Origin of the sequence: Pectinatus frisingensis (assembly GCF_014076555.1) — a bacterium.
In the GTDB taxonomy this organism is placed as follows: domain Bacteria; phylum Bacillota; class Negativicutes; order Selenomonadales; family Selenomonadaceae; genus Pectinatus; species Pectinatus frisingensis.
Genome location: NZ_CP045424.1, coordinates 592,912 through 605,649 on the forward strand (window position 1 = coordinate 592,912; position 12,738 = coordinate 605,649).

8 protein-coding genes are annotated in these 12,738 nt (G+C 34.8%); 2 read left to right on the forward strand and 6 right to left on the reverse strand.

What is annotated here, in order from left to right; genetic code table 11:
- Positions 1 to 130: 130 nt before the first annotated feature.
- The 6 genes from F8M42_RS02880 to F8M42_RS02905 form a co-directional block, all read right to left on the reverse strand.
- On the reverse strand, positions 131 to 1,138 hold the full coding sequence (locus F8M42_RS02880) for a glycosyl hydrolase family 18 protein (protein ID WP_182187883.1): 1,008 nt from the start codon (positions 1,136 to 1,138) through the stop codon (positions 131 to 133).
- A gap of 42 nt (positions 1,139 to 1,180) precedes the next feature.
- On the reverse strand, positions 1,181 to 3,043 hold the full coding sequence (locus F8M42_RS02885; protein WP_182188608.1) for a polysaccharide deacetylase family protein: 1,863 nt from the start codon (positions 3,041 to 3,043) through the stop codon (positions 1,181 to 1,183).
- Entirely contained in the window at positions 3,018 to 4,868 is a 1,851-nt protein-coding gene (locus F8M42_RS02890) for a glycosyltransferase family 2 protein (RefSeq protein WP_229711520.1), read from the reverse strand. Before F8M42_RS02890 ends, F8M42_RS02885 begins: the two co-directional genes overlap by 26 nt.
- An 88-nt stretch (positions 4,869 to 4,956) precedes the next feature.
- Positions 4,957 to 7,650 carry a polysaccharide deacetylase family protein gene (locus tag F8M42_RS02895; protein ID WP_182187884.1) on the reverse strand — a complete coding sequence of 898 codons (2,694 nt, stop codon included), beginning with the start codon at positions 7,648 to 7,650 and terminating at the stop codon, positions 4,957 to 4,959.
- 26 nt (positions 7,651 to 7,676) lie between these two features.
- The gene (locus F8M42_RS02900) at positions 7,677 to 9,410 is read right to left on the reverse strand and encodes a hypothetical protein (protein WP_182187885.1); all 1,734 of its coding nucleotides are present in this window, start codon (positions 9,408 to 9,410) and stop codon (positions 7,677 to 7,679) included.
- A gap of 50 nt (positions 9,411 to 9,460) precedes the next feature.
- Positions 9,461 to 10,777, reverse strand: a complete 1,317-nt coding sequence (locus tag F8M42_RS02905; protein WP_182187886.1) for a nucleotide sugar dehydrogenase — start codon at positions 10,775 to 10,777, stop codon at positions 9,461 to 9,463.
- Positions 10,778 to 11,602: 825 nt separating this feature from the next.
- Between F8M42_RS02905 and F8M42_RS13590 the strand changes: the two genes are divergently transcribed.
- Both F8M42_RS13590 and F8M42_RS02910 read left to right on the forward strand, forming a co-directional pair.
- Complete coding sequence (locus F8M42_RS13590; RefSeq protein WP_196593149.1) at positions 11,603 to 11,890, forward strand: transposase; 288 nt, start codon at positions 11,603 to 11,605, stop codon at positions 11,888 to 11,890.
- A gap of 76 nt (positions 11,891 to 11,966) precedes the next feature.
- Positions 11,967 to 12,731: an IS3 family transposase gene (locus F8M42_RS02910; protein ID WP_229711521.1), complete on the forward strand. Its 765-nt coding sequence runs from the start codon at positions 11,967 to 11,969 to the stop codon at positions 12,729 to 12,731.
- Positions 12,732 to 12,738 lie beyond the last annotated feature (7 nt).

Consider the following 12,738-nt stretch of genomic DNA (forward strand, 5'->3'; position numbering starts at 1 on the left):
TACTATAAAAATAGTAATATTGATAAACTATGTTGATGAATATTTGAAAAATTGCAGTGTTAAGTAAAAAAATATCTCACTGAAATTGAATAAAATTTAATTTCAGTGAAATATTTTTATAAGATGGATTTTAATTATCACCTAACCGCCAAATACTGATAGAATATAATCCCATTGCAGCGGCCTTTTTTATCCAACTTTCAAGTGTATTCTGATCGGCATACCAAACAGTGTAATTTACGTTGTCTTTTGTAAATGAAAAATAAATATCATTACTTTTAGCATCACGCTTTTGAGATACATGATTTTCCTGCGCCAGAGATTTAGCTTCCTGGGCAGAAATAAATCTTTTTTGTCCATTGTCTCCCCAGATGCATCCACCCGTTGAAAAAGCCACACCTATCGGAGCCGGCAGCGATTTCATTCGTTCAGCTGTATTTTCAATAAAAGAAAAGTCGGCTTTGGGACCGGGACCGCTGTGCAATCCATACAAATTGTATAACATGACAATATATTGAGGACCTTTAGGAAAATCATAGTTAGAAAATTTGACTGATGGTTCTAAAATGACACGTAATTTTATGTTTTGGGCAGAAGCCTTGTCATAAAGTATTTTTATGAATTTAATATAATCGCCAGCAGCTGTTTGGTCTTTAAAAATTTGTTCGTAATCGAGATCGATGCCATTACAATGGTTAGCCTGTGCTAATTCAATAATCTCTCTGGCGTGGATTATTCTTTTTGCATCACCATCAAGTACTCTTTTTACCACATCGATATCCTTGAATGAGTTTTTATTTTTACCGGCTATATCATTGACTATTGTCAGATATTCATATTGAGGCTGAAATTTGGTGCGGTTCAGTGTTTGTTCCTCTTTAAATCCATCGGGAATAAATAGAGTATCCTTGTCATTAAAATAAGCGGCAAAATATGAAATGCCGGTATATTTATTATCAGTGGCACTTAGCTCTTGTGTTCCGCTTTGTGCATCCCAGTAAACAAGCCACGCTGTTTTTTCTGGTGGACTGTATGGCATGGGTCTGGTGGCACACCACGCCGTGTAGCCAAAAAATATGAGGCTTGCACAGCAAATTGAACCTATAAAATATTTAAATTTGGTTTTGGAAAAACTCATCTTATTTCACCACCACTTAATAAAACCGATATGATAATAAACTTATAAATATTTCACAAACCAGCCTATAAGGACATTGATATAATTTTTAATGTTATATTCTATCTTATCGATTCCTGTGTATTTTGATGTAAATAGAATATTCTCATTAGGTAGATTTGTTATGGTTAAACCACTAAATACAGCATCATATACGTCATCGGTCAAATTTCTTTGATCAAAACCATGACCTGACCAGGTTGAAATTAAGAATATGCTGCCTTCGTTTGTTAAGGAAACCGCAGTTGAAATAACCTGTCTGCCATTTACCGATACACTTATATTGTTCCCTAGCAAAGTTAAAGAAATTTTTTCAGCGCCTTTTTCATTGGCGTTTATCGTTGGAATATATTCCTTGGCTCCATCGGCAACTGACGGGACACTTTCTTCACTTTTTTCTTTGAGACGTTTGGTGTATACTTTACCCTGTCCTGTGGACAACGAATACCGAGAGAATGCCTCTAATGCCTTTTCCTCTGAATTGTGCTTATCCTGTGGGATAGAAATTATTGGTAAATCATTTATTTTATCAAGATTTTCTTTAGCCAGTTCTTTTTTTTCACCATTTAAATTTTCCTGGATAATTAAATCGCGGCCGCTTACTATAAGAGCTACGTAATTAGCCATATTGTCATCACTGCGCAATAATATTTCCTGTGTACCTTGTTTATTTCCCAATAGATCAACATTCAAATTTATATTTTTATAATTGTTGCTTTTCTTTAATCGTATAATGCCTTGGGCTTCAGGTAAAGAGGTTAAATATATTTTTTCATCGGTAAATTCACAGGCACCTTTTAATATGTTCCATTTGTCTGCCCGTTTTGTATTTCCAGCTTCAAAATTTACATCTTGTTTTGTGTCATATTTTATGCGCATTAGCAGGTGATTGACTGGCCACCATGCCTGTGGCTGCATTCTGGTTAAATCGTAGATACTGCTATTTTTTACATTCAGACTATATCCTTCACGGTTGAAATTCATTTTGAATAAATTTTTTAACCAATAGGCATTTACTGAACTTACCTGTGGATTATTACCAAAGCTGCCGGTGTTCGCGTGCATTAGTACACTGACCGGCGGGACATAGCCGATTTCATTCATATAAGTATTTTCCAGTTTTTCATAATCATAGCTTATGCGATCTTTCATCCGTTGGTAGCTTTCCTTGGGAACGCCATATTTATCACGGATATAATCCATTAAATAATGATTGTATCGTCTGCCCAAATATTGATGTACCATGCCGAACATCAATGGATTCATTTCACCTAGGTAATTATCATATCGATCAAAAACATTAATATAATATAATCTGTAACCATTGGTACCAAGTTCCCAATAAGAACTTTTGGTTAAATCTTTTAAATCATTTGGAGTTAAAAATTTATTGTCTTTTTTTGAAAAATTTTCCGGATAAGTAAAAATAGTGGCTTTATAATTAAGGTCTTGTAAGATATCTTTGGAAAAAATAGCTGTATCGCGTCGTCCGTCCTCAAACATTAAAAATACGGCTTTGGGTGGTAGTTTACCACCGTTTTCATAATAATTGTATATATCTTCTTCAGTTATTGTTTCGTAACCTTGTTTTTTTAAAGCTTCGAGCTGCTCGCGCAGCCTGTCCTGTGAAATAAGCAATTGACTACCGGCGGTTTTTTGTACACCAAAATAAGATAACGCAATAAATCCATCTTGAGATTGTGTTTTATCGGTATAAGGCTGGTAGGTTTTTGTATAAAAGAGATTGTATACGACAAAAATGCATAACACGAGTAATATTAATAATTGTAAAATGGTTCTTGTGATTTTTCTTCTGTTGCGTGTTTTAGAAAATTCATGTTCATATACTTGTTCCTTTTTTGTCATCAACCATACCCTCCTTCTTCTTTTCTTTGATGATTTCTTTTATATCAGCATTAGTCATACGGGTGCCCCATGTGGACTTCCAAAAAGTCACCCAGGCAACTGGCATCTGCCAGAGTAATACTGCTTCATAATAAAGACAAAACCATACCCCATAGATCCATGTGGTGCTGCGGCGCAGAAATAATTGTGCTACACTCATCAGTAATGCCATCATCAATATACCAACCATAAAAGTCAATGGGAAAACACGATGTGTGAGCGGGATATAAATGAGATTATATACTACAATTACAGGAGCCAGCATGGGAACCAGTAATCCCATATAAAAGGATAATGCCATGAATGGTTCTTTTTTCCACATAAATGTTGCGGCAATGAGCGATTCTCTGAGCCATGAACGTTTCCACCGCATTTGCTGGCGCAAAAAAATTTTATATGTGTTAGGGACTATTGTGGAACATACGGCAGTATCCTGATAGTCAGTCCGATGGGAGCGTAATATAAAGTTCGTCATTGATCTGTCATCACCAAAAGTTGCCTTTTGCCCTAAAAATTTTTGAGTCAGCCATGCATTACTGTATTTCAATACTAAATCTTTCCGATAACAAGATAATGGACCAGACAGACATGTAACAGCATCAAATAGTCCCTCAGCGGCTTTTAAAATTCTAAAAGCAATATAATAGCGCACAGATTGCATCTTAGTCAATGTATTAGTGAACGTATTTGCTACATCTGTGCGCCCGGACACACCGCCCATTTTTTTATCCTGGAAAGGTTGTACTATATTTCTGACAGCGAAAGGATCGAGGAAACTATCTGAATCCACGAATACCAGCAGGTCATTTTTTGCCAGTTTGGCACCTACTGCCAATGCTTCTCGTTTTCCCATATTTGCCGGTTGTATGTGATAACGGATTCTGTCTTGGAGATCATACCCTTTCTCATTATGCAGAATATTTATTATAGCTTTTATTTGTTCGACCGAATTATCATTGGAACAATCATCGACAACAATTACTTCTAGTTTGTCGATTGGATAATCTTGGTTAATGCAACTCAAAATAGTTTTTTTTATCCATTTTTCTTCATTGAAGCAGGGAATTATAATTGTCACACCTGGTGTAAAGTTTGGATTTATTGGTGTGGATTTGTAAAATGCACCAAATAAGTAGCGTGTCAGGAGAAATGTTGCAGCTAAAATGCTGTACAAGTAAAGCACTTTATTGAAACTGAAATATAAAATGCTTGATGATCTCATTAATACTATAAAAGCGCAAATAAAGAACATAAATGCTGATGCAATGGACAGCATATAGACCTGCCGGTTTTTATAGGCATATTGTGCCAATAATTGGTCAAAGTGAAAAGCACAGCAAAAGTCTTTATTTTCATCAACATAAGAGCGTACCCATTTAGCTCTTATGTTTTTTATTTTCATTTCATAACCTTCCGGCATGGTTCCAGCTTCAATTTTGAAACTTAGTTTAATACCCGTTGAGTTTTCTATATAATTTTTGTATTTTATTGGTATTTTACAGGATATGCCTGAACCCGACAAATCAACAGCCTTACCAGTAATTGTAGTTTTTACGCCATTTTGATCAATGATTTGTATTTTTATGGCGTAATCCACCAAATAACGTCGTCCTGTTTCAACTTTTTCTTTGCTGATGGCATAATTTTCCTGATATTCATTATTACTTATACCGCGTCGATCAACATTCGTTCTTTTGCTGTCTTTATCCGGTACATTGGGTAATATCCGTCTGTCGCTTGTAGAATGAAGTAAGATATCTTCTTTAGGAACTACGGCATTTTTTATAGCACTTGCGATAGTTTCATCATTTTGCGTATCTGGTGGTAAATTATTTTGTTGTCTGTTAAAAGATTTTTTATTTTTATCATTCACTTTATTCATCACCTATATTGTATCCGGAATTTTTATACAAATATTTATTATAATCTACAGTTGGTGATAATTCTTTGTCAAAAACTGGATTTGATTGATCATAACCGTCTTTTAAATAATCGGACAATCTTGCTGGGATGAATTTGGCAGGATCATTGTCTTTCCTTTGGTCATTAGCAGTAAGTATCATATCTAAGGCGACTGCGGTGTATTCACCGGAATCACTCATATGCATTACTAAAATAGCTCCGTTTCTTACTTTCCCGTTTTCATCGAATATTGCTGCTTTTATAGAGTTAATCATACCCTGCAGATTAGTTTGATCGTAGTCGTGGGTACTGTAAGAACCATCAATAATATAACTGAAACCGTTATCATATAGGCATTCAAAGCCCATTTTACTAATCGTAAGTTGCGGCGGCCTAAAATAGCGTGTAAGTGCAGGATGACCATTAATCGATACATCGCCGGTTATTGTTTCGAGTTTTTTGTAACAACTGGAAAGATCCTGCATATATTCTTGTCTGGATTGTACAGAAGGACGCATAGTATTATTATGGACGTTTTGTGTGGTCATGGGTTTATGCATATCGCTATGGGCACCAATATCATTGCCCCCTACGGCTATTGCGCGCAATAAGTTAGGATTTTTGAGTACATTGTGAGTCAAAATGAAAAATGTAGCATTGGCTTTATGTTTGCGTAAAACATAAAGAAGTTTATTTATCGATGCATCTGTTCCCCAGTCATCAAACGTGAGAAAAACTACTGGTTTATCAGTATGAATTTGTCCGACAGTATCAAGTGTGTGAAGTTGTGCAATTGAAAAACCTAGGGTATTGCTGTCTGCTCCGATAGCCGGATTCCCGATATAACGTTTTTTGATGTAGTTTTTAAAATCAATGTGTTCATTTAATAGAGGATTTTGACTGCTTCTTAATTGTTCAGGCACTTTGTTTTCTGTAGCAAATTTATAACGATAAGTTTTATTGAAAAGTACTGAGCTGACCGATTTTATGGAATAAGCCGAATCGTTATTGGGATTGATCCGTGGATCGTCATAAAAAGAATTGTAGGCTATATTATTGATTTTATCACGTTTAATTAAGTCCATAACTTTACCGGCAAGAGAGTCATCTGTGTAATAATCAAGCCGGAAATATACGATCCAACCACGTCCCATAGAATAGACGTATTTACCGAATAATTCCTGCATTACTTGCTGCGGTGAGGTATAATCTTTCATATTTGATTTTACAACGGATACATAAGATCCGATCATAGTCAGTCCCATAGCAGACACTGCTTCACGAGTGTCATCAGTAATGCCGCCCCAGGGCTGCATGGCAAGCTGTGGTGTTGCTCCCATTGATTTTAGTCTGTTTTGGACATAATCAATTTCTGAACATGTTGAATAAAAATCAGCATTTTTTAAAGAGCGTATACCAACACCAACTTCATTGCCGCTATTTATAATGGTTTGTATTAATTGAGGATTTTTATCTATATCATTTTTCATAACAAAAAATGTTCCGGTTGCATTCATCTGTTTTAACTGTGCCAAAATACTGTAGACTACCGATGGTTTACTGAGCCCGGCGAAAGTGAAGCAAACTGCTGGTTCTGTGGTTAAAATTAAATTTATAGGAGCAGCTTTTATACTGTTGTTGTTTTGACGAATAACTTGGTAATCCTGGGCAGCTGCAAATGCTTTTTTAAAAAATAATTTGTCGGTCAAAAAAACCATTTTTTGTGTGAATGTTTTTACTGCATCAAATGAAGCAGTATCATTTAGTGAATATTTATTATTTAATTGGTTTACCAGACGAAAATCTGTTATATATTCTGTGGGCATAGAACGTTTTTGTAATGCTTTTAGTAAACGTTCTGTCACATCAACAATGTTTTGATGTTTATTATCATCGCTCATGTTAACGTTAAGACCCGGTTGTTTATCAAAGGCAGGTTTTTCGTCTGTTTTGCCCGGTTCATATTTTACACGATTTACAGGAGTGGCTATCGGTACTGAAACTATGCTTCCCGGAATTATCTGATTAACAAATGATTCCGCAGCCGCGTCAGTTGTTAAAGTATCTGGATTAACATATACATTAGTTTTTACTGCGGCGTTGAGACCGGCAACTGCAGCTATTTTTAGTAATTTATCAGTATAAATAGTTCGTGGAGCCTTGAAAATATCCGGAGCTGTACCGGTGGTTACCTTTATTACTTTTTGTGTTTTTAAAAGCTGTGCCAAGACTTCTTCGGTAGGAATTTTGTCGAGTTCTGCTAATCCGACATAAGTATAATTCCCTATAGGATATTTTCGTTGATATATTTTTTTTAATGAATCATTATCCTTGGCAGCTGTACTTCCATCGACAAAAAAAGTTGCCTTGATTTGATATTTGTCTAAAAGATCAAGCAATCGATCTGTTGTTGTCGGATCTGGCAGTCCGTCAAAAGTTAAAGCTATTGCATTTTTATCAAAAGAATCTACATATATTTGAGCTGGTTTTATGTCACTGTTAAGTTTTTGTTGAGCATCAGTTAATTCGTTATCAATATTATACTCATTATTTAAATCGGTAATATCTGCATATGTTGACTCGTTTGTTCCGTAAAAATATAAATAACCACAAATTGCTGCTATTATTAAAATAGTTATAGCTATAAGTAGTTTTTTCTTTGACATAAACTTTGTTCCTTTCTTTAAATGTTTTAAAAACTATAGGAAACTTGTCCCCACCATGTTTTTACGTTGTCCAAACTAGTTTTATCTTTTAAGTCATAATATTCTATGCCTAATAAAATATTTTTGGTTAATGTGTAGTACCATCCGGCACTATATCCCTTAAATCCATTCATATAACTGCCAAGACCTGACATTGTATGATTGATATAAGTCGTACCGGCCATATCATAGTAATGAGTGTCTATTTCATAGGTACCAGGTATCCATGAACGATTATAGCCATATTTTGCTGTTAATACGTAGCCATCTGATGAATTGCTTTTGTCTTGTTCGCTGGCCTTCAGGTACATGGCACCAAGTGTATAGTTGCCGATATAATAATCTGTGCCCAGGGTATAGATACTGGTTGGTGTCCCATAGTTATTCCAATGATAAAGGCCGGCCAGATAATCGATGTCGTTATTAGTAGTGTGATGGGCTTCTAGGTAAAATGTGTTTTGTGTATCATCGACTTTTCCATATCCTAAGGAATAAAGTGTAGATTTATTCCCTTGGTCAGGACCAAAAGTAGAAAGTTTTATGCCTTTAAAATCTGAGTCTAAGATATTACCTTCGGCTAAATAAGCACTTGTTTTTCCTGCATCAACATTAACAGGTAAATTGAATAAATAAGTTTTACCTGTTATATAATAGCGATCTAAAGAAATTTTACCATCTTTGTCCTCAGTGTAATATGAACTGTTTTCGTTTGAAGATGTAAGGCTTTTATCGCTTTCTAACATGCCATGGACAGTCCAATTGGAGTCGATCGGTTTATCCAGATATATACGTGTGCGGATTCTGTGATCATCCCAGTTATATTTAGGTGATGTGCTGCTGTTACTCATTATATTATAGCGAATTTCACCTTTTATTTTTAAAGAATTATCGAAGGGTTCTTTTGTTTTTTTGGTAAAAGCGTCTTTTCCCGATTCATAGCCTAAAGCCTGTATTTCAATACTAAATTCCTGCATTAGTGATTGAATATCTGCAGAAATTATTTGAGTGTCAATATTATTATCATATGAATCGCTATGCAAATAGGCGGGAACATTTATGATGTTGTTTTGCTTATTTAGATTGTATGCCCTTGCAGTCAGTATAGCCGCTTCACGTCTGTTCAAATCGTGATTTGATAAAATGGTTGCATCGTCAGGACTTAATAATCCAGCTTTGTTCATGCGTTCCAAAGGTTCATAAACCCATTCCGGGGCTGGTTCATTAAATCGTTGCAAAAGAGGAGGAATGGAAGATGACGATTTATTTATGGTGCTAACCGGCTGGTTATTGAAGTTTTTCTTTGTAATTGCAGGGGTGTCATCGGTTGTAACAGTGGAGTTTATTTCGGGATTTGCAGCTGATTTTACAGTATTGTCATAGGTGGGAATATTACCGGAGGTGTTTTTCGAGTTTTTTGAAGAAACTATGGTATTGTTATTTTTTATTACAAGATTTTTTTCTGTTGCTAAAATTTGGGCTATTTTTTCGATCCTTGTTTGTTCACCTAAAGATATATCAGATGTATCAGAGGGTGATGTATCTGATGAAATCAAAAAATTTGCCAACTCATCTACGGTTATGTTTTTATCGGCAATTAAACCACTTTTTATTAGTTTGTCGGCTGCATTATAAGCCCATTTTGATATTTGAGAAGATTGTGCCTGTACTGGAAAAGGGTCTAATAATAATGCAAGACAAAGTATGGGTATGATTTTGTTCATGAAATGAATCCTGTTCCTTCCGTTATATTAGAAATTGGATTTGCATAAAATTACAGACCCCAATAAGCAAAACCCGCATTTTCTAAATGTTCTTTGTTAAAAATATTTTTCACGTCGATGATGACTGTTTTATTGCCGGAAAAAGAATCTTTAGACATTGCCTTTAAAGTATCAATTGTAAACTCCCTGAATTCTCTGTGGGCGACTGCAAAAATAAGACAGTCGGCGTCGGTTATAGTGGCAGAGTCAATAATATCAAAATCGTAGTTATTCTTAATTTCGGTTTTATTGACATGCGGATCCACTGCCCGAATAGTTATACCGTATTCTCTAAGACGGTTTATTATATCAATGACCTTTGAGTTTCGCATATCCGGACAATTTTCTTTAAAGGTCAATCCTAAAATATAGATATTGTCATTTTTTATAGCATGTTTTTCTTGAATTAATTTTCGGATAATATTCTCACCAATAAAAGGGCCCATATTGTTATTTATTTTGCGTGCCAAACTTACTAATTCCGTATCAATATTATTCATTTCTGATTCATAGACAAGATAATATGGATCTATGCCTATGCAGTGGCCACCTACAAGACCTGGGCGAAATCCTAACGCGTTCCATTTGGTATCCATTGCATCTATTACGGCTTTTGTGGATATGTTTAATTTATTAAAAACTGTTGCCACTTCATTGATAAAAGCTATATTTATATCTCGTTGTGTATTTTCAATTAATTTTGCGGCTTCGGCTACTTTTATATTCTCTGCTTCATAAAGTTTGTTTATTACGAGAGCGTATACTTGTTTTATTTTTTCACGTGTTTCGTTGTTCATACCAGAAATTATTTTTACGATGTTGTTTAAACGATGTACTTTGTCACCGGGGTTTATTCTTTCGGGAGAATAGCCTATATAAAAATCTTCACCACATTTAAGATGGGAATATTTCTCTATTTGAGGTACACATATTTCTTCAGTTACACCCGGATAAACAGTAGATTCAAAAACTACTATAGCCCCCTTAGAAATATTTTGGCCGACAATTTTACTTGCTGAAGTCACTGGAGTCAAATCAGGTGTATGGTCATTTTTTATAGGAGTTGGAACTGCAACTATTATAAAATCAGCACGTTTAATTTCCTCAGCGTCATTGGTATAAAGAATGTCGCATTGTTGTAAAGCAGTATTACCGACCTCTTGTGTAGGATCAATGCCATTTTTCAGTGTATTTATTTTATTTTTACTTATGTCGTAGCCAATTACGTTTACTTTTTTCGAAAATGCAGCTGCCAATGGTAATCCCACATAGCCTAATCCGACTATGGCAATTGTATAGCTTTTGTTTAATAGTTTAGATAAACTCAAAATGATTCTCCTTTATAAGTTGTTTTAAAACAATAAGAGACATTACTATTTAATAATCGGTTTTATTATACAAAAACTTAAATAATTTATTTCTTTTTAAAGAAATAAGTGCAGATTAAATTGTTTTTTATATAAAATTTATTTACTTTTATATTATCAAAAGATTCCTCGTCTGATACCTACCTTTAGTATAGTTGTGAAAAAATAAAAGTATAGTCAATACTATGCTTTTAGGAAATCGTAAGATAAAATATGATTAGTGAAAGAGTATTAATGGATTGTTGCATGTAATTGTTTTTGCGCAGTATGGCGCGTCCTTTGTCTGCCCTTAAAAAGGTAAAGAATTTGAGCAGTGGTGTGCGTTTTTATGAGGTCGATGCTGTCATATGGCAGTTTTATTTTTGTGCGATAGGCCTATAAAAAAAGCAATATATATAATAAATTTGCATGAAATACAAATTTATTATATATATTGCTTTCCCATCCACCCACCATAATGCCTTGATGCATTACTTATTCAGTATATCATAATGTTGTGAATAGTAAAAACAAATTTTTGTTAAGTTTTATAATTATTTAATAATAATTATAAAAGACATATTTTTAAAATAAAAAGTAATAACTTTTACAATTAAAGACACACTTTACCATGACTAAAATTTTAATTTCAATCATGGTAAAGTGTGTCTTTAATAAAGTATTATTATAAATGTAAAACGTCAAAAAAAATTATATTAAGGTATAATGAACCCATAAATTAAGACAAAAAATCAGTTGTTTTTAAGTTAGGTATTGACTAATATTTTAGATGAAGGAGACATTCTTATGAAACGTAATCCGCACACACCTAACGAAAAAGCGAAACTGGTTCTTGAAGTCTTAAAAGGTGAACGCACGCTCAACGAAATTGCTTCAGAACATGGCATTCATCCAAACATGCTTTCAAGATGGAAAAACGAAGCTATCGCTGGATTAGCGTCTGTTTTTGAAAACGATGCTGCCCAGAAACGTAAAGAGAAAAAAGAACACGAGGCCGAAATTGATGAACTCTATGCTCAAATTGGCAAACTAACTACTCAAAATGAGTGGTTGAAAAAAAAATCTGGTCTGTGATTTTTCTTCGACTGCCAGGCAATCGCTGGTAGATTGGTCTAGTGCAAATGTTTCTATTGCTGAGCAGGCCAGCCTGCTGTCCATTAATAGAACTACGTTATACTACAGACACAGATTACCGGATACTGATGATTTGGAAGTTAAACGACATATTGATGAAATATATACAGCACATCCAGAGTTTGGATACCGCCGCATATGCGCCTGGTTAAACCGCTATGAAAGTATTCACATTAATCATAAAGCAGTATTGAGACATATGCAGCAAATGGGCATACAGGCTATTTATCCTAGGCAGAATACCTCTCGGCCCAATCCGCAAAATCCCATATATCCGTATCTGCTGAAAGGCTTAACAATAGAACATCCTGATCAAGTCTGGAGCATTGACATAACATATATCCCAATTCGTTCTTCATGGTTGTACCTGACAGCCATTATTGACTGGTATTCACGGTACATCATCGCTTGGATGTTAGATGACACAATGGATATCGGTTTCGTACTAGAAACTAGTCGCAAAGCGTTACAGATAGGAACCCCAACGATTATGAACAGTGATCAAGGCAGCGATTTTACCAGTCCGCGATACACTAAGATTTTTATTGATGCTGGTTGCAAAATAAGCATGGATCACCGTGGACGTGCCTATGATAATATTTTCATTGAACGCTTATGGCGTACCGTAAAATATGAGAATGTGTATCCGAGAGAATATAGATCTCCAAGAGAAGCTCGTATCGGCATCAATGAATATATGAAATATTACAACGAAAAACGGCTGCATCAAAGCCTGAATTATAATACCCCACAGGAAATATATTTCACATCTGGCAGGTGATATTTAT

Excerpts from the sequence above, each read along its gene's own strand:
- F8M42_RS02880 (WP_182187883.1), bottom strand. The coding sequence starts at position 1,138 with ATGAGTTTTTCCAAAACCAAATTTAAATATTTTATAGGTTCAATTTGC.
- F8M42_RS02885 (WP_182188608.1), bottom strand. The coding sequence starts at position 3,043 with ATGACAAAAAAGGAACAAGTATATGAACATGAATTTTCTAAAACACGC.
- F8M42_RS02895 (WP_182187884.1), bottom strand. The coding sequence starts at position 7,650 with ATGTCAAAGAAAAAACTACTTATAGCTATAACTATTTTAATAATAGCA.
- F8M42_RS02900 (WP_182187885.1), bottom strand. The coding sequence starts at position 9,410 with ATGAACAAAATCATACCCATACTTTGTCTTGCATTATTATTAGACCCT.
- F8M42_RS13590 (WP_196593149.1), top strand. The coding sequence starts at position 11,603 with ATGAAACGTAATCCGCACACACCTAACGAAAAAGCGAAACTGGTTCTT.